Origin of the sequence: Myroides sp. N17-2, assembly GCF_002286775.1 — a bacterium.
In the GTDB taxonomy this organism is placed as follows: domain Bacteria; phylum Bacteroidota; class Bacteroidia; order Flavobacteriales; family Flavobacteriaceae; genus Flavobacterium.
The window spans coordinates 106,462-127,866 of the sequence record NZ_NSGJ01000004.1 but is presented as its reverse complement, the minus strand read 5'-3'; the positions used below and the strand labels follow the sequence as shown (position 1 = coordinate 127,866).

Genomic DNA, 21,405 nt, shown 5'->3' with positions numbered 1-21,405 from the left:
AACAATATGGGATACCAAGAAATAATTGCCTATGCAATTGTGATTATTGCAGTAGGGTATTTGATAAAAAAGAATTTTTGGAAGAATAATAGTAATAAGAAAGGGTCTTGTGGCGGAGGTAGCTGCGGATGTTCTTAGTATAGTATTCTTAATAATAACAAAGAAGGCAACTCATGTGAGTTGCCTTCTTTGTTTAGTATATGCTCTACTTTTAATTAAGGCGAATTCGCCTTAATTAAAACAGTTATAGGAGGTGTGTAATAGTAACAGTATTACGATATATGATACGGTTACTCTGTTTAGTGACTATCTAATACTTCTAACGAAAGTACTGATACTCTCTTCAGTAATCCCATATTCATTAATATGCTTCATAAATGCAGTACCGATGATAGCGCCTGAGCTGTACTGGTTGGTCAACTCATACGTCTGTTTATCTCTAACACCGAATCCGATTAGCGTAGGATTCTTTAGTGCTAGACTCTGGATGTGTTTATAATAGGCTTGTTGGTCATCTAATGATTTGTTTGATCCTGTCGTACCATTAGAAGATACTAAGTAGATAAATCCTTCTGTCTGTTCGTCTATATGGCGCACTCTCTCTTCTGAAGTATCATTACTTATCAACATCACATTGCTGATATTGTGTTTTAGACAAAGTGGTTTAAAGTGAGAGAGGTAATAATCCATCGGCAAATCTGGTAGGATGATACCATCTACACCGACTTCTGTACACTTCACTAAGAAGGCTTCTATACCATAACGCAATACAGGATTAAGATACCCCATTAAGACAATAGGCATCTTTATATGCTGTCTCATCTCTTTTAACTGTTCAAATAACGTAGCTACCGAAATACCATTTAACAAGGCTTGTTCACTACTATGCTGTATTACTGGGCCATCAGCTAAAGGGTCTGAGAACGGCATCCCTATCTCTACCATATCTACACCTGCTGAGTCTAGGTGTTTTAAGATAGTCAATGTGTCGTCTATCGCAGGGTAACCTGCCGTGAAGTAAATCGATAATATATCTGACTTCTTCTGTTCGAAGAGTGTGTTTATTCTATTGTTCATCATTAAAGTATTTAGAGTACGTAATCATATCTTTATCTCCACGCCCTGATAAGTTCACTACCACGATATCACTTGGTTTAAGTGTCATTTTATTTAGGTAGGCTAAGGCGTGTGCAGACTCTAGAGCAGGGATAATACCATCTATGCGTGTTAGTTCAAAAGCAGCTTTGATTGCCTCGTCATCTGTGATACTACCCACTGTGATTTTACCTGTATCACTAAGATATGCGTGTGCTGGTCCTATACCTGGATAGTCTAATCCTGCTGAGATAGAATAAGGCTCGATAATCTGCCCATCCTCTGTCTGTATAAGATATGTTTTGCTACCGTGTATGATTCCTTGTTTTCCCAAAGCAATGGTAGCTGCGGTTTGACCCGATTCTACTCCTAAACCTGCTGCTTCTACAGCGATTAACTTTGTATGACCGTTATCTATAAAGTGGTAGAATGCTCCCATCGCGTTACTTCCTCCGCCTACGCAGGCCACTACATAATCAGGATTAGGAGTACCCTCATGCTCTACTAACTGCGTCTTGATTTCCTTGCTGATGATAGATTGGAACTTAGCTACCATATCTGGGTAAGGATGTGGACCTACGACAGAACCTATCACATAATACGTCTCCTGTGGGTTATTAATCCACTCTCGTATTGCTTCATTAGTAGCATCTTTAAGCGTTTTGCTACCGCTCTGTGCAGCTACTACTTTAGCTCCTAGCATACGCATACGCTCTACGTTTGGCTTTTGGCGTTCGATGTCGTGTGCTCCCATAAAAACTGTGCATTCTAGGTTTAGTAACGCGCACGTAGTAGCAGTAGCTACTCCATGCTGTCCTGCCCCTGTCTCAGCTATAATTCTCTTTTTGCCAAGGCGTTTCGCTAGTAGTACTTGTCCTATGGTATTGTTGATTTTATGTGCTCCTGTATGATTTAGATCTTCTCTTTTTAAGTAAATCTTTGCATTATATTTTGCAGATAGATTAGCAGAGTAGAATAAGGGTGTTGGTCTACCTACATAGTCCTTTAATAAGAGGTTTAGTTCTTGTTGGAACTCTTCTGTCTGTATAATGTCTAGGTAATTCTCCTGTAAGTCAGATACATTCTTATACAGCATCTCAGGGATGAATGAACCTCCGTATTCTCCGTAATATCCTTGTTCGTTTGGGTTAAATTCTTTCATAGTTTCTTATGTTGTTTACGAGTAGTTGTACTTGTTTAATGTCTTTTTGATATTGTTTATTCTCTAATTTGCTATTGACGTCGAAGCCTATTAATCGCTCGTCTGTTAGTAAGAGTGCTTGTGTTATATTATGTGTTCCTAATCCTCCACTGAGTAGATAAGGAGTATCTGCTTTATATTGTTTTAAGACTTGCCAGTCAAATGTCTTTCCACTTCCCCCATAATCAGCAGTAGGGGTATCAAAGACAAATAATGTACAATATGGGCTATAGTCTGCTACCTTATCTAAATCTAGTGTTGTACCTATAGAGAATGCTTTGATTACGTTGATATGTTGCTGTTGATAATATTGGCATTCCTCAGGGGTCTCATCACCGTGAAGTTGGATATAGTCTAAGTGATATTGTTCTACCTTTTGCATGACATCTTCTCTTATCGCATTAACGAAGACTCCTACTTTCTTAATATGTGATGGTAGGTTATCAACAGCAGTGTTGATATCTTCTGCTACAAATCGCTTGGACTTCGGATAAAAGATGAACCCCATTAGATCAATATCTTCTTGTCCTACAGCATTGATATTATCAGGGTTAAACATTCCACATATTTTTATCTTCTTCATAATTCACTTATCTTTTTATCTCCTCTTGTAATAAGCGTAATTGCTCAGGAGGATTAGCGTGTTTCATAAAGTATTCTCCCATTAAGAACCCTGCAAATCCGTTGTTAGCCAATTCTAATAAAGTAGCTGCATCTTGTATTCCGCTTTCTGCTATCTTCACAGCCTGCTGAGGTAGTAGATTAGCTAAGGCAATGCTGTGCTGTATATTCACTTCGAATGTATTTAGATCACGGTTATTGATCCCGATAAGGTCAAACTCTGTGTGCAGGTGATCTGTTATCTCCTGTTCTGTATGTGTCTCTAACAGTACTTGTAAACCCAACTGATGTGCGTAATCTGCTAGTTTCTTCACACGCTCTACAGGAAGTATCTTTGCGATTAGGAGAATAGCATCTGCTCCGATAGATTTCGCTTCTTCTAGTTGGTATTCGTCTAGGATAAAGTCTTTCTGTAATAAAGGCAAGTTTACCGTTGCTCTAGCGTCAGAGAAGTCTGTAGCTAGGGCACCGAAGAAGTGACTGTCATTTAATATAGATAATGCAGAAGCTCCTGCAGCCTCATATCCTTTCACGATGCTGTGAATGTCTGCATTAGGATGGATGATTCCCTTAGAAGGTGACTGTCTCTTAAACTCAGCAATGATAGCTCTATTATTCTTCGCTAGTATAGCTGATTTATAGTCAATAGGCGTTCTGCTGTATAAAGGAGAATTTCTCAGGTCAGTAATGCTCTTTATAGCCTTGCGTTGTTCTATTTCGATTAGCTTATGTGCTTTTATTTGTTCTAGTATTTTCATCGTATCTCTTTTAATATCTCAAACTTCTCTTTTGCTTTTCCACCTAATAGCGATTCTTTTGCTCTTTCTTTTGCTTCTAAAATGCTTAGTTCAGGGTAGTAGGTATTAATGGCTAATGCACTGTTAGCAAGGACTACGTCATTCTGAGCAGAAGTACCTTGCCCTTTCAGGATTTGCCAAAAGATATAGGCAGACTCCTCTACTGTCTTTCCTCCCTTAATATCTTCGGGATGTAGTACTGGGCTATTGAAGTAAGAAGCGTCTATTAATTTCTCTTCTTTATTATTTACAAGCTTCGCAGACTTGGTCAGACTACACTCATCATATCCGTCTAAGGCGTGGATGATGCTGTACTGTGTATTCTCAGCCTGTAAGAAGTACTTATACATACGCAGTAACTCTAGGTTAAACAGACCTACTAGCTGTACTTTAGGCTGAGCTGGATTAGTCAGTGGGCCTAGCATATTAAAGAACGTCTTGACTCCAAGAGCTTTTCGCACTGGAGCGATTCGCTTCATCGCAGGGTGAAATAAGGGTGCGTGTAAGAAACATATATTCGCCTCCCCTAACTGTATCTTTAACTCAGTTTCTGTGCTCTTAAACGGAATACCAAGAGTCTCCATCACACTCGAAGATCCGGAGATAGACGATACACCATAGTTACCGTGTTTGGCTACAGGGATGCCTGCCCCTGCTGTGACGAAAGACGATAGCGTAGATATATTAAAAGTGTCTTTACCATCTCCTCCTGTACCGCATAGATCCATTGGGTTATAGGCTGATAGATCTACTTTATTGGCTAGTTCTAATAATCCCTCTCTGAATCCTCTTAATTCGTCTAAAGTAATGGGTCTCATAATGAATGTTGTCAATAGGGAAGCCATTTGTGCATCCGTATATTTGTCATTCGCCATATTGATTACGATAGACTTGGCTTGGTCAGTAGTCAGTGTTTTATGTTGTATCAGGTGATTTAATATCTCTTTCATAACGTTAGTTTTTAATCCAATTCTTAATAATCTCTTTACCATAAGTGGTAAGGATCGACTCTGGGTGAAACTGAACCCCTCTTATGTTTAGTGTACGGTGCTTGATAGCCATAATGTTCTGCTGATCATCGTAAGCTGTGACTGCTAGTGGGCTGTCATTCTCTTCGATTACCCACGAGTGATAATGTGCGATAGGGGAGCGATCAGGTACGTCATCAAACAAGGTATCTCGCTCTGCTAGTATGATAGGAAAAGAGATGCCGTGTAGGGGAGTCTCTAGACACTTCAACTGATGACCGTAATACTCTCCTAAAGCCTGATGACCTAGACAGATCCCTAAGATATCTTTATGAGCAGCAACATGAGCGATGACCTCCATTAGTTTGCCCGCTTCTGATGGGATACCTGGACCTGGTGATAAGATGATCTTGTCATACCTATCTATCTGAGATAGGTCTACCTTGTCGTTCTTTACCACATCGACAGTCTCTATTCCGAGCTCTTTAAGGATGTGAATCACATTATAAATAAACGAGTCATAGTTATCGATTACTAATACTTTCATAGCTTATATATTTTGGGCTTGACTAATGGCAAGAGTCATCGCACCTAGTTTGTTTTCTATTTCTTTTAGTTCAGACAGATTATCTGATTTGGTCACTATACCACATCCTGCTTGGTAGTGTATCTCGTTTTGATAGCTTAGAGCAGAGCGGATAAAGATGGCGTGGTTAATGCCTCCATCGAGATTGATAAATCCGACTGTACCACCATAAAAACCTCTATTCTCTGGCTCGTACTTATCGATAAGTTCCATCGCTTTATGCTTAGGCGCTCCTGATAATGTACCTGCAGGAAAGGTGTTTTTAAATACGGCTAGTCCATCTCGTTTCATTTTTATCACAGCACTTACTTTAGAGACTAAGTGAATGACGTGAGAGTATTGTTCTACTGATTTATAGTCTTCTACTGTTACGTCTTTTCCTGTTATACTTAAGTCGTTACGAGCTAGGTCGACTAACATTACGTGTTCCGCATTTTCTTTTGGATCATTTAGAAGTTGCTCTGTTAGTAGCTCATTCTGTCTTTTGTCCTCTGTTTTTCTAAATGTTCCTGCTATCGGATTGACATACGCCTTATCATCCTTAACGACTACCTGTGCCTCAGGAGAAGATCCAAATAATTTAAACGATCCGTAGTCAAAGAAGAATAGGTAAGGAGAGGGGTTGATCGAGCGCAAGGCTCTATATACGTTAAACTCGTCACCTGTAAATCCTTGTTTATACTTACGAGACAGCACTAATTGGAATACATCTCCTCGGTAGCAGTGCTCTTTTCCTTGTTTGATTATCTCTAAGAACTCCTCATCTGTATAAGGTGTAGTTGGCTCATTAGTGGTCTTAAAGGGATAAGGAGTAATGCTATTCGTGTTGAGGTAGCTGTGTATCTTATCTAATTGGCTATCTTCAGTAGGTAGTGTATGTTCTACTAAGTGCAATTCATTCTTATAATGATCATAGACTAAAATGTATTTAAAGAAGTGATATTGCATTAGAGGCAAGGCTATATCTGCAGGCTTAAAAGCGATATCGTGTAGAAGCGGGATGCTGTCATAACTCGTGTAGCCATAAACCCCTGCCTTGATAAAGTCAGGTGCTGTAGCATTATCTACCTGTATATTATCAATGAAGAGTTGTAATTGTTCAAGGACATTGATAGAAGTAGTATCATGTGTTTTTGTTTCCTTTAAATCTTGTACTGTTGTAGTCTCCGCTTCTACGATGAATGACATAATCGGGTCAAAACAGATGTATGAACAGCTGTTCTCTCTCGAGTGATTACTTGAGTTCTCTAGTAAAAAGCTATTTGAGAATTTATCTCTAAGCTTAAGGTAAATTTCTATCGGAGTATATAAGTCTCCAAGTATTTTTTTGTGGGTTATCTGTAGTTTCATAAGGAATTATATTTGAGTTTAGGGAATAAAAAAAGCCTGCTAGGGGATCCTAGCAGGCTTAGTGTATATATAATGTGTATATAATCTATCTATAATATACCGCAATTTAAATACATCGTACGACCAACCGAACCCTGTAAGGATTTAGTAAGCCACCACCAATTAGTATTTAAAAATTGAGTATTCATTTTGCGTATTTTGTTATGTTGCTAAAGTATAATTTTTTTTAATGCGTTACACTTTTTTTTATAAAAATATGTTTTTTAGTCTATTTACTAGTGTTTTCAGGTGATTGTAATATGTTTTTGCACGTGATTTGTTCATCCTCGAATATCGTATCACAATAGAATATCTCGAAATCTTCCATTTCATACTCCGGATTAGCTCCTGAATGTGAAGTTACGAAGGCTCCTAGTGAAGCTGCTTTCTTAAGTATTCCTGTTGGTGTTTCTCTTAATAGTTTAGCAGATAAGAATCCTGCTAAGTAAGAATCGCCACTTCCTACTGTATCTCTAATAACAATATCTACAGCAGGGAAGGTGTATAACATTTCTTTATCTAGATAGATACCTCCTTTACTTCCTTTAGAAACTATAATCTCATCACATTTAAAGTGATCTTGGATATATCTGACAGCGTCTTCTTCTGTTGTGTATGGCTTATCAATATGCTCTAAGATTTCTTTAAGTTCGAATTTATTCATCTTTAATAAATCCGCCTTATGCATTAGTTCTTCTACAAATGATATCTCATAGTGCGGAGGTCTAAAGTTAACATCGTAGACTTTATACTTAGCTGCTTCGAGTAGTTTGTGTAATGTCTCGCGGGAATGTGGTGTTCTACTTGCTAATGTCCCGAATACAAATGCATCTGATTTAGCAACTAGATCATAATCTTCTTGTTTAAAGTCTATGAAGTCCCAAGCACTATTCTTTAGAAACTCATAGCTCGCTTCATTTCTGTCATCGAATGTAGCGAAGACTGTTCCTGTTTTTTGAGCAGGGTCTATTTGTATATGATCTATATCTGCTTTGACCTCTTTAAGTCTTGCGATTATCTTTTGACCCAAGTCATCATTACCTAGTTTCGTAATGATATGTGAATCAATATTCATCTTATGCAGGTGATAAGTGACATTAAGAGGAGCGCCACCAATCTTCTTATACGTAGGGAAAATATCCCACAGTACTTCACCAAAACACACTACTAAAGGCTTCTGAGTATTATCTAACATATAGCTTTATTATTAATAAATAATTTGACTTCACTAAGATACGAAAATCTTTGATGATGTTAAATAACGTGATAAATAATCATTTTGTTGTGTTTTTGTTGTTGATAATTAGTAGATAAGTATAGTTGTGTTGTTAAGCGTAGTATTTATAATGTTGTGCATGTGTCTTTAGTGTATCCTTTTTTAAGATATAAAAAGTATGGTATAAGTAGGTAGTAGTGTTTTTTAGGAAGTATGTTCTCATTGTTTTTTAGTGTGATTATATAGTTTCAGAAGATTGTTATAGTGATTTTAAATTTGTTGATTATTACCGATTTAAAAGTGGTGGTCGGCAGGTGGTCGGCTGTTGATGGGCATATGGTCGGCTTAAAAGGACTAAAAACAGCCTATCACCTGCCTAGCATTAGGGGAACAGTATGCTATCATATGAATGTTAATCACTATTAAAAGTAGGATACTTATAGGCCGTACCTTAGTTATAGGCACAAAAAAAAGCTGGTCTTAAAAGTTTAAGACCAGCTTTTGGGTATTGAGTTGTAATATATTTGTTCTAATTGAATAGATTCAATAGGATCGATGGACATAGTCCGATGATGATATTGATTGCTACTGCTGTAACTCCTACTATTTTATACGCTAGTGGTACTTCGATGCTTACAGTTTCTTCTTCTGTCGCTGTGTACATTGTTACAATCACTTTAAGGTAGTAATAGATACTTATGAATGAGTTAATCACCCCGAAGATTACTAAGGCTATAAATCCATTGCTAATCGCTTGTTGGAAAAGGAAGAACTTACCAAAGAACCCTGCGAAGATAGGAATACCTCCCATAGATAGTAATGCTATAGATAACACAAGTGCTAGTAGAGGGTTTTTCTTCCCTAATCCTTTAAAGTTAGAGATTAGTTCGTTGTCTTTATTCTTTGTTACTGCGATAAGTACTGTAAATGCTGCTATACCAGCTACAGCATAAGCTGATGCGTAGTAGAACAGGTTAGCAGATGCAGAACCTAATGCTGTAAGAGCCATCAGCATAAAACCGGCGTGTGAGATACCTGAGTATGCTAGTAGACGCTTCATATTATCTTGGCGAATAGCCATAATATTACCTACTGTCATTGTTAAGATCGCTACTACAACGATAACGTTAATGAATGATCCAGGTAATCCTCCGAATAAGAAGATACTGATTCTGTATAGTGTTGCCACTGCTGCTACTTTAACTAATGTGCTCATTAGAGCTGTAGTTAAACTAGGTGCTCCTTGATATACATCTGGTGCCCAGAAGTGGAATGGCACTGCTGCTACTTTAAATAACATACCAATGATGATCATTGTTACCCCTAAAGAATACCAGATAGGTAATGAAGCCGATGTAGATATTTCTTGAATCTTAGCTAAGTCAAAAGAACCTGTAGCTCCATATACTAGCGCGATACCGAATAATACTACTCCTGAAGCAAAGGATCCTAAAAGGAAGTACTTCATAGCTGCTTCGTTACTCTTAATGTTCTTGCGATCTGAACCACATAAAATATATAATGTGATAGATAGAATCTCAAGACCTAAGAAGAACATAGCCATATTACCAAAGCTTACCATACAAATGGCTCCCATTAGTAAGAATAACTTCAGTGAGATATAATCTGATATCTTAGAAAATTCTGTTTTATAAAAGTCTTTACTTAATGCTACTAAGAATATAGTTAAGGCGATAAATAAGGCTGAAAAAGCGGTAGTAAATTTAGTGCTATAAAACATATTATTATAATATGCTAGAGACACATCAATATTACATACTGTGTATGCAAGGGTACCAAGTAGCCCTAAAAGAGTCACAGGAATGACTACTTTGCGCAAATTGATGATCTCTAGTACAAGGACTAAGACCGCTAATACTCCAATTGCTATTAATGTATTCATTTGTTCTATTTTGGAATTAAATTCATCAGTTGTACTGACTCCTTACTATTTTATTACTTAATATAAGTCATTATCTCAATCAAACTAGGTGTGATTAAGTCAGATAAAGGCTGAGGGAATATACCGAAGAATATTACAGCTACTGCTAATACACCTAATACTACTGCTTCTTTAGTAGATACATCAGCAAAAGGTTTTGCATTAGTTTCTCCTAACATTGATTTTTGGAACATTCTAAGCATATAGAACGCACCTAAAATAATAGATGTACCTCCTACGATAGCATACCAAATATTAACTTGAGATAATCCTAAAAGTAGATTAAACTCTCCGATAAAACTGAATGTACCAGGAAGACCGATAGATGCAAACATCATAATCATAAATAGTGATGCAAACTTAGGCGCTTGTTGTCTAATACCTCCCATTTCACCAATCATTCTAGTTTGGTAACGCTTATAGATAATGTCGGCAACGTAGAATAAGCCTACGATTACAAAACCGTGTGCAATCATCTGTAATACTGCTCCTCTTAATCCGTCTAAAGTCAATGAATATGCACCTGCAGCGATAAGTCCAACGTGAGCTAATGAAGAATATGCAAAGAATCTTTTGATATTCGACTGTTTTAAAGCTACGATAGAACCATATACCACACCGATGATACACAATACTAAGATAGTAGGCATTACTTCTTTCGCAGCGATAGGCGAAATAGGCAATTGCCAACGGATGATAGAGTATAATCCCATTTTAAGCATAATACCTGCTAATAACATAGTACCTACTGTAGGAGCTTTCTCATACGTAGATGCCTGCCAAGTGTGGAATGGGAATACTGGAATCTTAATCGCATAAGCAATAAAGAATGATAAGAATATCCAATACTGTTCTTTAGATGATAATTGTACATTATACAGGTCTAAAAGCATAAAGCTTCCTGCACGTTGGTATAGGTATATGAACCCAACTAACATAAACAGTGAACCTGCGAATGTGTAAATAAAGAACTTGAAAATAGCTTTTTTACGTGCTTCGAAAGTGTCATTCCCCCATAATAATGCAATAAAGTATATCGGTAGTAATGATAACTCCCAGAAGATGTAATATAAGAATCCATCTGATGCTAAGAATGTTCCTGTCATCGCGAATGACATAAACATTACTAAGGCATAGAATGTATTAGATTTCTCTATGTGATCTCCTAGTGATGTTAGTATAATCACTGGAGTTAATGCTGTTGTTAATAAAACTAAAGCTAAACCTAATCCATCTGCTCTAAAAGCAATGTGAATATTAGGGTTAGTCATCCATTGCGTTACATATCCTGTGTCAACTCCAGAATTATGTGAACAGATTAAAACTAAAGTCTCTACAAAAGCAACTAGTCCAAATAACAAAGCAACTTTAGCAGCAGATTGTTTACCTGCAAAGTAAGTCGCAATAGCTCCGACTAATAACGTTAATAATAATATAGTTACGTTCATCTCTCTAAGTTATCTTGCAATGAATAAATAATATAAAATCAAACAAATTCCGAATACGAAAGCGAATAAGTACAATCCGATGTTACCGTTTTGCGCTTTTTTACCTTGTAATGATAATCCGTCTGCTATCTTTCCTAAACCAAATATAGTTCCAGATAATGCTACTTCTACTACGTCTCTTAAGAATGTCGCAAGAGTGTATATAGGGTTGATAAAGGCTTTTTGATAAATCTCATCGATGTAGTATTTGTTATAAAGTACTTTGTGGAAACCAACGATTTTGTCGTCTTCTTGAGGTACTTCACCTTTTTGGATATATTTATTATAAGCTAAGTATAGTCCGATGATGAATCCGATAGTAGCTACTCCCATTAAAGAGTATTCTAAAATACCTAAGGCGTGAGTATGCTTAGTTACTGTATTTACAATAACAGGTTTTAAAAATTCGTTTAACCAAGAGTACCCATTAGGTAAGCTGATTAATCCACCGAAGATAGAAAGAACAGCTAAGATCACTAATGGTGTAGTCATCGAAGATGGGCTTTCGTGTAAGTGATTCTTTTGTTCTTGTGTTCCTCTAAAGTTCTTTTTGAATGTTAAGAAGAATAAACGGAACATATAGAATGCTGTCATAATAGACGCTAATGAAGCAATAACGTAAAGAACGATATTGTGATTAAAAGCAGTCAATAAGATTTCGTCCTTAGAGAAGAAACCTGACATTAGAGGGAATCCAGATATAGCTAAAGTAGCAACTAAGAATGTAAGATAAGTTACCTTCATGAATGGCTGTAAACCACCCATTCTACGCATATCTTGTTCTCCACCCATTGCGTGAATTACCGATCCAGAACCAAGGAATAAACATGCTTTAAAGAAAGCGTGTGTGATTACGTGGAATACTGCTATCTCATAAGCACCAAAACCGATAGCCATAAACATTAATCCCAATTGAGATACTGTAGAGTAAGCTAATACTTTTTTGATGTCGTTTTGTACTAGACCAATCGTTGCTGCGAATAGAGCAGTGAATGCTCCTACGATAGCAATGATGTTTTGCACTTGTGGTGCAAGGTCAAATACGAAGTTAAGTCTTGTGATTAAGAAGATACCTGCTGTAACCATTGTAGCAGCATGGATTAATGCAGACACAGGAGTTGGTCCTGCCATCGCATCTGGTAACCATGTGTATAATGGAATCTGAGCACTCTTACCAACAGCACCAATGAATAACGCTAATGCAGCAAATCCAATCCAAGTATTCACTTGGTAGTTAGTTCCACTTAAAATAGCTTGTTTAATAGTCATATAATCTAATGACTGGAATAAGAAAGCTAAGATAAATACACCTACTAAGAACCCTAAATCCCCTATACGGTTCATGATGAAGGCTTTCTTAGCTGCGTCATTGTAAGATTGGTTCTTATGCCAGAATCCGATCAGTAAGTATGAACATAGTCCAACTCCTTCCCATCCGATGAACGTGATAAGAAGGTTGCTACCTGTCACTAATACCACCATAAAGAAGATAAATAGGTTAAGGTAAGCAAAGAACTTTCCATAGTTCTCATCGCCTTTCATATAGCTAGTAGAGTACCAGTGTATCAGTGTACCAATACCTGTTACAAATAATAGCCATAATAAAGAAAGCTGATCAAGTAAGAATCCAAAAGAGATATTAAATCTCTCTGTAGCGATCCAGTTAAACAAGTCAACTTGTATCGGTTCATTTGTACCATTTACTTGTACAAATGCAATTATTGTAATAATGAATGAAACTAAAACTGCAAGGGTAGCAATCATTCCAGCACTATTACCTAATTTCTTTCCGAAGAAAATATTGATTAGTGACCCTACTAGAGGAGCCAATAATAAAAGTAAAATTACGTTCGTATCCATGCGGAATTATCCTTTTAAGTTTTTTAATTTATCAATATCAATTGATCCAATATTTCTGTATATCGTTACTAGGATAGCAAGACCTACAGCTACTTCTGCCGCGGCTACTGCCATAGTAAAGAATACGAATACCTGTCCTTGTGCATCCTGATGATAAGTTGAGAACGCTACTAATAACATATTAGCTGAGTTCAACATAATCTCAATACACATAAACATCACAATTGCGTTACGTCTATATAGAATACCAAATACCCCGATGCAGAATAAGATGATCGATAGGTAAATGTATCTGTCAATACCAATTATTTCAATTACATTCTCCATAATTATGCTTCTTTATCGGTTTTGTCCTTTTTAGAGATTAGTACAGCACCTATCATTGCTAACAATAATAGAACTGATACCATTTCGAAAGGCATTACGTATTCATTTAATAATACTTTACCTAATACTTGTACAGATTGGAAGTCTTGACCGTGATTTGCATATTGCAATTCGTAAGTTTGAGCTCCACGCATAGTAATAGAAAGTAACAATAAACCTACTAAACAGAATGCTATAGTAGCAACTACTTTAGTAATAAGTGGCTTAGAGACCTCGTGGCTAATATTAAGGTTCATTAACATGATCGTAAATAACATTAAGATCATAATTGCTCCTGAATATACCATGATGTGTACCATACCTAAGAACTGAGAGTTCAAAAGGATATAGTGACCAGCTATTGAAAAGAAACTAACAACTAACCATAGTGCACTATGGATAGGATTCTTGCTCAATAGGGTAAGGACTGCACTCCCGAGTGTAATAGTCGAAAGGATATAAAATAATATTTCTACCATGATTAAGCTTGATTCTGTTGTTTCGTATTTGCAATTGCCGCATCAAGAGGCATAACTAATTTGTCTTTTCCGAAGATAAAGCTATCACGAGAAGTATCAGCTTTAGCTATTTGTTTAGATTTAGTCAAGTAGATAGCTTGTTTTGGACAAGCCTCTTCACATAAACCACAAAATATACAACGCAACATATTGATTTCATATATCTCTGCATATTTCTCTTCGCGATATAAGTGCATTTCATCTGCTGTACGTTCTGCTGCTTTCATTGAGATAGCTTCTGCAGGACAAGATAAAGCACATAAACCACAAGCTGTACAACGCTCTCTTCCTTCGTCATCACGCATTAACGTGTGTTTACCACGATATACATCACTGAATGGTCTTGTTTTTTCTGGATAAGCGATCGTTACTTTCTTTTTAAACATGTGTTTTAAAGTAACCATCATTCCTTTGAAGATAGCTACTAAGTAGATCTTCTCAGTCCAAGTAAGTGTCTTATTAGAAACTTCCTTTTTTCTTCCTGATAATGAGTAAGTATTTGTCGACATGCCTAACCTTTTATAAGTAGGATTACAATAGCTGTAACCACTAAATTTAACAATGCAAGTGGAATTAATGATTTCCACCCTAAGTTCATCAATTGGTCATAACGGAAACGTGGTAAAGTCCAACGTACCCACATATAAACGAATATGAAGAAACAGATCTTAATAAATAAAGCAAAAATACCGATTACGTTTGCGATATTCACACCCCAATTTTCTACTGCCCATGACATACCAGGATAGTTATACGCTCCGAAGTATAGAACAGCGATGATAGTAGATGAAATGAATAAGTTAGCATACTCAGCGAATAAGAAGAATCCCATTTTCATAGAAGAATATTCTGTGTGGAATCCTCCGATAAGCTCTTGCTCACATTCTGCTAAATCGAATGGTGCACGGTTAGTCTCAGCAAAAGAACAAATCAAAAAGATTAAGAAACCAACTGGTTGGTAGAATACGTTCCAGTTCATTCCTGCTTGTTGTAATGCTATTTCGCGCATACTTAGTGTTTGTGTCATTAATAGAAGACCTATTAATGAAAGCCCCATCGCAATCTCGTAAGAGATCATCTGAGAAGCTGCACGAATACCACTCATTAGAGAATACTTATTATTAGAAGCCCAAGCTCCGATCATAATACCGTAAACTCCAACAGAAAGTACTGCGATTATGTATAGCAGACCAACATTTAAGTCAGCTGCTTGAAGAATTATATCTCTTCCAAATAAATGAAACTTATCTCCCCATGGAATCACAGCACTTGTCATAAGTGCTAATGTCATTGCAAGGAAAGGACCAAATTTGAATAAGAATTTATTCGGTGTATTTGGTTGAGTTTCTTCTTTTGCAAATAATTTTAAACCATCTGCTAAAGGTTGTAGTAAACCACCTTTACCTGCACGGTTTGGACCTATACGGTCTTGTATCCAAGCAGCAATCTTACGTTCAGCAAGAGTAGCATACATCGCCATAAGCATTGTAACTGCAAACACAACTACAATAATAACTGCTTTATCTATAATAATAGTTTTATCCATACTTATGCCGTTTTATTCTTTTGATTCGTTATCTGTAAAAGGAATCTCCTTCATACTAATCTTTAAGCGATCTTGCTCACGACCTTCTAAGATTTGTTTTTCAGTCTTCATAACTACTGTATCTAATTTTCTAGTGTAGTTATTTTGATTGATAACTGAGAATTTCTCGAATTTACGAGGTCCTTCTATAACCCAATCTTTTGTGTCTTTGTGATCAAAACGACAGCTGTTGCAGATAAATTCCTCTACTTCGTGGAATTCATCTTTACGAGCAGTAACTCTTTGAATTTCTTCTCCGAACATCCATACTGTAGTTTTTCCTGAACATGTAGGACAGTCTCTGTGTGCATTATATGGTTTATTAAACCAAACACGTGATTTGAAACGGAATGTCTTATCTGTTAGAGCCCCAACAGGACATACGTCAATCATGTTTCCTGAGAATTCATTATCTATGGCAGCAGAGATGTAAGTTGATATTTGTGCGTGATCTCCACGTCCACATACACCATGTACTCGGCTATCTGTAAGTTGTTCAGCAGTTTTTACACATCGGTAACAAAGGATACAACGATTCATGTGAAGTTGGATATTCTCTCCGATATTTTCTGGAGCGAATGTTCTCTTTTCTTCTTTAAATCTTTTTTGTTCTTTACCGTGAGTAAAGGCAAGGTTCTGTAAGTCACATTCACCAGCTTGGTCACATACTGGACAGTCAAGAGGGTGATTGATTAATAAAAACTCAGTAACTGCTTTACGTGCTTCAAGTACTTTAGGCGAAGTAATACTTTTCACTTCCATACCTTCCATAACTCCTGTTTTACAAGAAGCCATAAGTTTAGGCATTGGGCGTGGATCAGCTTCACTTCCTTTAGAAACTTCTACTAAACAAGCTCTACATTTACCTCCTGTGCCTTCTAATTTAGAATAGTAGCACATCGCTGGAGGTACTGATTCGCCACCTATCATTCTTGCCGCTTGTAGAATGGATGTTCCTGGTTCTACTTCTATTTCATGTCCGTCTATAGTAACTTTCATAAACTGTGCTTTGTTTAAGCTGAATATATAGTCAGCGTATATTATTTATTGATCAAGTGTTTTACTGCTGAGAAAGGTTCGTTGACGTAATGGTCTCTGTTCTTAACTTTCTCTGGGTATAAAACGTGATATTCAAATTCTTCTCTAAAATGTCTGATAGCAGCAGCAACTGGCCAAGCAGCAGCATCTCCTAAAGGACAGATTGTATTCCCTTCTATGTTACTTTGGATGTTCCATAATAGGTCGATATCATCCATAGTACCATTACCTGTTTCGATACGGTGTAATACTTTTTCCATCCATCCTGTACCTTCACGGCATGGTGAACACTGTCCACAGCTCTCATGAGCATAGAAACGAGCGAAATTCCAAGTGTTTCTAACGATACAAGCAGTATCATTATATACGATGAAACCTCCAGAACCTAACATAGAACCTGTTTCAAAACCTCCATCAGATAGTGATTCGTATGTCATCAGACGATCTTCTCCATTAGCTGTTTTGTAGATTAAATGTTCTGGTAAGATTGGCACTGAAGAACCTCCAGGTACTAATGCTTTGATTGGGCGATCATCAATCATACCACCACAGTATTCATCAGAGTTGATAAATTCATGTACAGTGATTCCCATCTCTATCTCATATACTCCTGGTTTTTTGATATGACCTGAAGCTGAGATTAGCTTTGTACCAGCAGATCTACCTAACCCAAGCTTTGAGTAAGCTTCTCCTGAGTTATTAATGATCCAAGGCACGTTAGCGATAGACTCTACGTTATTTACCACTGTAGGATTACCCCATAATCCACTGATAGCAGGGAATGGTGGTTTAATACGAGGGTTACCTCTTTTACCTTCCAGTGATTCGATTAGAGCAGTCTCTTCACCACAGATATACGCTCCTGCACCACAGTGCACATGTAAATCTAACGAGTAGTCTGTTCCTAATATATTTTTACCAAGCCATCCAGCAGCATACGCTTCTTTAATAGCTCTTTCTAAGATTTTAAATACCCACATATATTCTCCACGAATATAGATGTAAGATAGGTTAGCCCCTAAAGCGAAACTTGATGCAATCATTCCCTCAATTAATAAGTGAGGAATATGTTCCATTAAGAAACGGTCTTTAAAAGTACCTGGTTCAGATTCATCAGCATTGCAAACTAAGTGTCTTGGTTTGCCAGACTTTTTATCGATGAAACTCCATTTTAATCCAACAGGGAATCCTGCACCTCCACGACCTCTTAGACCAGAAGCTTTTACTTCTTCTGTTATTTCATCAGGAGTCATAGATTTAAGAGCCTTTTCTACTGAAGCATAACCACCATTTTGGCGATAAACCTCGTAAGACTTAATCCCTGGAATATTGATTTTATCTAATAATATTTTTGTTGCCATATTACTATTTGTCGTGAAGAATTACATTACCAGCTTTACAATCTTCGATGATTTTATCTATTTTTTCTCTTGTTAAGTGTTCTTTATAGAAATCCCCTAATTGCATCATAGGAGCATATCCACAAGCACCTAAACATTGAACACCTACTACAGAGAACATACCATCAGGTGTTGTCTCTCCAGGTTTTACTCCAAGTTTTTCACAAGCATATTCCATCATATCATCAGCACCTCTGATACCACAGCATGATGTTAAGCAGAATTCGAACATATACTTACCTACTGGTTTTTGGTTATACATTGTGTAGAATGTAACCACCTCATATACCTCGATAGGTGTTATGTCTAATATTTCAGCTACTTTATTCATTAACTCAGCACTTAGCCAGTTGTCATGAGCATCTTGTACTTCATGTAACACTGGTAATAAGGCCGATTTTCTTTTATCAGCAGGGTAGTGGCTAATCAACTCATCAATGCGTTGTTGCAACTCTGGTGTGATGTTTATGTCTTGTTTGTATTTTTTTACTTCCATAGTCTTAAGCGTCTAATTCTCCTGCGATAATATTCATACTCGACAGTGTGATAATTGCATCTGATAGCATACCACCTTTTACGATGTCATTGTACGCTTGGTAGATGATAAAACAAGGTCTTCTAAAGTGTAAACGATAAGGAGTTCTACTACCATCAGTGATTAAGTAGAAACCTAATTCTCCATTACCAGCTTCTACTGGGTGATATAGTTCTGTAACAGGTACAGGTACTTCTCCCATGATAATTTTAAAGTGGTAAATAAGCGCTTCCATATTTGTATATACATCTTCTTTTGGAGGAAGGTAGTAATCTGGAACATCTGCATGATAAGGACCTTCTGGCATCTTATCTAAAGCTTGTCTAATAATTTTTAAACTTTCCCATATTTCAGCATTACGTACACAGAATCTGTCGTAACAGTCTCCGCTTGTACCTACTGGAATTTCGAAATCAAAGTCTTCGTAAGAACAATATGGTGTAGCTACACGTACATCGTAGTCAACACCTGCAGCTCTTAAGTTAGGTCCTGTAAATCCGAAGTTGATAGCCTCTTCAGCAGAGATACCACCTACATTGATTGTTCTGTCCATGAAGATTCTATTACGAGTAAGTAGACCTTCAAATTCAGACCAAATAGGAGGGAACTCTTTTAAAAATTCTTCGATAAGTTGGAATACTTTAGGTGACCATTCTCTTTCGAATCCTCCTATTCTTCCCATATTAGTAGTTAAACGTGCACCACTAATTTCTTCGAAGATTTCATATATTTTTTCTCTGTATTGGAATACGTATAAGAAACCTGTTAAGGCTCCTGTATCAACTCCCATAACTGAACTACAAATGATGTGGTCAGCAATACGAGCAAGCTCCATTACGATTACACGTAAGTATTGTACTCTTTTAGGGATCTCAATACCAAGTGCTTTCTCTACTGTTAACCACCAAGCAGTATTGTTGATTGGAGATGAACAGTAGTTTAAACGATCTGTTAGAACATTGATTTGATAAAAAGGTCTGTTTTCAGCGATTTTCTCAAATGCTCTGTGAATATATCCGACAGTACCTTCTCCTTCTACTACTTTCTCTCCATCAAGTAAAATGATGTTTTGGAAAATACCATGAGTAGCAGGGTGAGTAGGACCTAAGTTTAATATTTGTAATTCTGTCCCGTCTTCTTGAAACTTGTCTTCAATAAGTTTAGCGTAGCGCTTTTCAGGAGGTAATAATAAGTCTGACATAGTTACTGCTTTAAGTTAAGAATTATGAACTGTTCTTCCGAAGAATCTATCGTCTTTGTCTGTTCTTCCAGCATCTTCCATAGGGAATTCTTTTCTCAATGGAAAAGATTCCATCTCGTCCATATTTAAAATTCTCTTTAGTTGAGGGTGATTTTTAAAGATGATTCCATAAAAATCATACGTCTCTCTTTCTTGCCAGTTAGAACTTTTAAATAAATCTGTAGCTGAATCAACTACTGGATTTTTAATATCTAAGAAAGTCTTAAAGCGGATTCTAACGTTATCTATCCAGTTGTGCATGTGATAGACTACTGCTAGTTGTTTTTCTGATGGTAAGTCAACGTAATGAACTCCACAAACATCCGTTAGGAAGTTAAAATTCATTTCATCGTCTTCTTTTAAGAACTTAAGCACATCATGTGTAGCATTAGCTGCAACTTCAAATGACAACATCCCATGTTGTTCATGAAATTCACTTACTGACAAACCAAATGTGTCAATTAGTTTCTTTTGTATTGTAGTGTTATCTAAAGCCATACTATTTGTTTAAGTTGTATGAATCTAATAATTCATCATATTCTTGAGAACCTCTGCGGTTAACTGATTCTGATTTTACGATCTCTTGTAAGCGCAAAACACCATCTAAGATTTGCTCAGGTCTTGGTGGACATCCTGGAACATAAACATCTACGGGGATTACTTTGTCTATTCCCTGTAATACTGAATATGTATCAAATATCCCCCCAGAACACGCACATGCCCCAACAGCGATTACCCACTTAGGTTCAGCCATTTGTTCATATACTTGTCTTAAGATAGGCGCCATTTTTTTAGAAATAGTACCCATAACCATTAGCATATCAGCTTGTCTTGGTGAGAAACTCATACGCTCTGAACCAAAACGAGCTACGTCATACGTAGCTGCCATAGTTGCCATGAACTCAATTCCACAACAAGACGTTGCAAATGGAAGAGGCCACATCGAATTTGCTCGTGCTAATCCTACTACTGAACTTAATTTAGTAGCAAAGAATCCTTCTCCCACATATCCTTCAGGAGCTTCTACTGTGTTATATTTATTATCGCTCATCTCTCTCTAATTTATTAGTCCCATTCAAGGCCTTTTTTCTTAAATTCATATAGTAGCCCTATAAGAATCACAAATAAAAATATTCCCATTTTAAGTAAACCATCCCATCCTAATTCAAGGAAGTTAACTGCCCATGGATATAGGAAAATTACTTCAACATCAAATAATACGAATAATATAGCTACAAGGAAATATTTTACATTGAATGGTATACGTGCACTTCCCAGTGACTCTAAACCACATTCCCAAGTACTGTCTTTAATCTTAGTAGATTTCTTTGGTCCTAATTTGCCAGATACCCAAATAGTCATCGATACAAAACCAGCTGCTAGAGCTATTTGCATCAGAATTGGGATAAAATCAAGTTGACTTGCCTGCATATGTAAAGTATTTATATTAATACAACATACAAATATACACCCGTGAGGTCGTTTTACAAAGTTTTGGAACTCTAGGTGTTGTAGTCTTTGTCTTGTTTGGCTTAATATGTATTTGGATTAATTATAAATA

The 21,405-nt window shown here is 36.8% G+C and carries 23 protein-coding genes; 1 reads left to right on the top strand and 22 read right to left on the bottom strand.

Annotated features, from left to right (window positions below):
• Positions 1-6: 6 nt before the first annotated feature.
• The gene (locus tag CF599_RS02945) at positions 7-138 is read left to right on the top strand and encodes a FeoB-associated Cys-rich membrane protein (RefSeq protein ID WP_121964547.1); all 132 of its coding nucleotides are present in this window, start codon (positions 7-9) and stop codon (positions 136-138) included.
• A 168-nt stretch (positions 139-306) separates the two neighbouring features.
• On the opposite strand, the gene trpA is transcribed toward CF599_RS02945, so the two are convergent.
• The 22 genes from trpA to CF599_RS02835 form a co-directional block, all read right to left on the bottom strand.
• Positions 307-1,077: a tryptophan synthase subunit alpha gene (trpA, locus tag CF599_RS02940; RefSeq protein WP_121964625.1), complete on the bottom strand. Its 771-nt coding sequence runs from the start codon at positions 1,075-1,077 to the stop codon at positions 307-309.
• Positions 1,067-2,257 carry a tryptophan synthase subunit beta gene (trpB, locus tag CF599_RS02935; protein WP_121964546.1) on the bottom strand — a complete coding sequence of 397 codons (1,191 nt, stop codon included), beginning with the start codon at positions 2,255-2,257 and terminating at the stop codon, positions 1,067-1,069. The genes trpA and trpB overlap by 11 nt, the downstream gene beginning before the upstream one ends.
• Positions 2,244-2,879, bottom strand: a complete 636-nt coding sequence (locus CF599_RS02930; RefSeq protein ID WP_121964545.1) for a phosphoribosylanthranilate isomerase — start codon at positions 2,877-2,879, stop codon at positions 2,244-2,246. The genes trpB and CF599_RS02930 overlap by 14 nt, the downstream gene beginning before the upstream one ends.
• Before the next feature lie 7 nt (positions 2,880-2,886).
• Positions 2,887-3,675 carry an indole-3-glycerol phosphate synthase TrpC gene (gene trpC / locus CF599_RS02925; protein ID WP_121964544.1) on the bottom strand — a complete coding sequence of 263 codons (789 nt, stop codon included), beginning with the start codon at positions 3,673-3,675 and terminating at the stop codon, positions 2,887-2,889.
• Complete coding sequence (gene trpD / locus CF599_RS02920; protein ID WP_121964624.1) at positions 3,672-4,664, bottom strand: anthranilate phosphoribosyltransferase; 993 nt, start codon at positions 4,662-4,664, stop codon at positions 3,672-3,674. The genes trpC and trpD overlap by 4 nt, the downstream gene beginning before the upstream one ends.
• A 4-nt stretch (positions 4,665-4,668) precedes the next feature.
• Entirely contained in the window at positions 4,669-5,229 is a 561-nt protein-coding gene (locus CF599_RS02915) for an aminodeoxychorismate/anthranilate synthase component II (RefSeq protein WP_121964543.1), read from the bottom strand.
• 3 nt (positions 5,230-5,232) lie between these two features.
• The gene (locus CF599_RS02910; protein WP_121964542.1) at positions 5,233-6,618 is read right to left on the bottom strand and encodes an anthranilate synthase component I family protein; all 1,386 of its coding nucleotides are present in this window, start codon (positions 6,616-6,618) and stop codon (positions 5,233-5,235) included.
• Between the two features lie 268 nt (positions 6,619-6,886).
• Positions 6,887-7,852 carry a carbohydrate kinase gene (locus CF599_RS02905; RefSeq protein WP_121964541.1) on the bottom strand — a complete coding sequence of 322 codons (966 nt, stop codon included), beginning with the start codon at positions 7,850-7,852 and terminating at the stop codon, positions 6,887-6,889.
• A 550-nt stretch (positions 7,853-8,402) separates the two neighbouring features.
• Complete coding sequence (locus CF599_RS02900) at positions 8,403-9,776, bottom strand: NADH-quinone oxidoreductase subunit N (RefSeq protein ID WP_121964540.1); 1,374 nt, start codon at positions 9,774-9,776, stop codon at positions 8,403-8,405.
• Positions 9,777-9,829: 53 nt separating this feature from the next.
• Positions 9,830-11,263, bottom strand: a complete 1,434-nt coding sequence (locus CF599_RS02895) for a NuoM family protein (RefSeq protein ID WP_121964539.1) — start codon at positions 11,261-11,263, stop codon at positions 9,830-9,832.
• 9 nt (positions 11,264-11,272) lie between these two features.
• Entirely contained in the window at positions 11,273-13,162 is a 1,890-nt protein-coding gene (gene nuoL, locus CF599_RS02890; RefSeq protein ID WP_121964538.1) for an NADH-quinone oxidoreductase subunit L, read from the bottom strand.
• Between the two features lie 6 nt (positions 13,163-13,168).
• Positions 13,169-13,489 (bottom strand): NADH-quinone oxidoreductase subunit NuoK, encoded by a 321-nt coding sequence (gene nuoK, locus CF599_RS02885; protein ID WP_006257701.1) that lies wholly within the window; start codon positions 13,487-13,489, stop codon positions 13,169-13,171.
• Between the two features lie 2 nt (positions 13,490-13,491).
• Complete coding sequence (locus tag CF599_RS02880; RefSeq protein WP_121964537.1) at positions 13,492-14,007, bottom strand: NADH-quinone oxidoreductase subunit J; 516 nt, start codon at positions 14,005-14,007, stop codon at positions 13,492-13,494.
• Positions 14,008-14,009: 2 nt separating this feature from the next.
• Positions 14,010-14,555 (bottom strand): NADH-quinone oxidoreductase subunit I, encoded by a 546-nt coding sequence (locus tag CF599_RS02875; RefSeq protein ID WP_121964536.1) that lies wholly within the window; start codon positions 14,553-14,555, stop codon positions 14,010-14,012.
• A gap of 2 nt (positions 14,556-14,557) precedes the next feature.
• Positions 14,558-15,592, bottom strand: a complete 1,035-nt coding sequence (gene nuoH, locus CF599_RS02870) for an NADH-quinone oxidoreductase subunit NuoH (protein ID WP_121964535.1) — start codon at positions 15,590-15,592, stop codon at positions 14,558-14,560.
• Positions 15,593-15,604: 12 nt separating this feature from the next.
• Positions 15,605-16,630, bottom strand: a complete 1,026-nt coding sequence (locus tag CF599_RS02865; RefSeq protein WP_121964534.1) for a 2Fe-2S iron-sulfur cluster-binding protein — start codon at positions 16,628-16,630, stop codon at positions 15,605-15,607.
• A 41-nt stretch (positions 16,631-16,671) separates the two neighbouring features.
• Positions 16,672-18,030, bottom strand: a complete 1,359-nt coding sequence (gene nuoF, locus CF599_RS02860) for an NADH-quinone oxidoreductase subunit NuoF (RefSeq protein WP_121964533.1) — start codon at positions 18,028-18,030, stop codon at positions 16,672-16,674.
• A gap of 4 nt (positions 18,031-18,034) precedes the next feature.
• Positions 18,035-18,565 carry an NAD(P)H-dependent oxidoreductase subunit E gene (nuoE, locus tag CF599_RS02855; protein WP_121964532.1) on the bottom strand — a complete coding sequence of 177 codons (531 nt, stop codon included), beginning with the start codon at positions 18,563-18,565 and terminating at the stop codon, positions 18,035-18,037.
• Positions 18,566-18,569: 4 nt separating this feature from the next.
• Positions 18,570-19,805 (bottom strand): NADH-quinone oxidoreductase subunit D, encoded by a 1,236-nt coding sequence (locus tag CF599_RS02850; protein WP_121964531.1) that lies wholly within the window; start codon positions 19,803-19,805, stop codon positions 18,570-18,572.
• Between the two features lie 15 nt (positions 19,806-19,820).
• Positions 19,821-20,342, bottom strand: coding sequence for an NADH-quinone oxidoreductase subunit C (locus CF599_RS02845; RefSeq protein ID WP_121964530.1), 522 nt, complete (start codon positions 20,340-20,342; stop codon positions 19,821-19,823).
• Position 20,343: 1 nt separating this feature from the next.
• A complete protein-coding gene (locus tag CF599_RS02840) occupies positions 20,344-20,895 on the bottom strand; it encodes an NADH-quinone oxidoreductase subunit B (RefSeq protein ID WP_121964529.1) in 552 nt (183 codons plus the stop codon).
• A gap of 14 nt (positions 20,896-20,909) precedes the next feature.
• On the bottom strand, positions 20,910-21,275 hold the full coding sequence (locus CF599_RS02835; RefSeq protein WP_121964528.1) for an NADH-quinone oxidoreductase subunit A: 366 nt from the start codon (positions 21,273-21,275) through the stop codon (positions 20,910-20,912).
• Positions 21,276-21,405 lie beyond the last annotated feature (130 nt).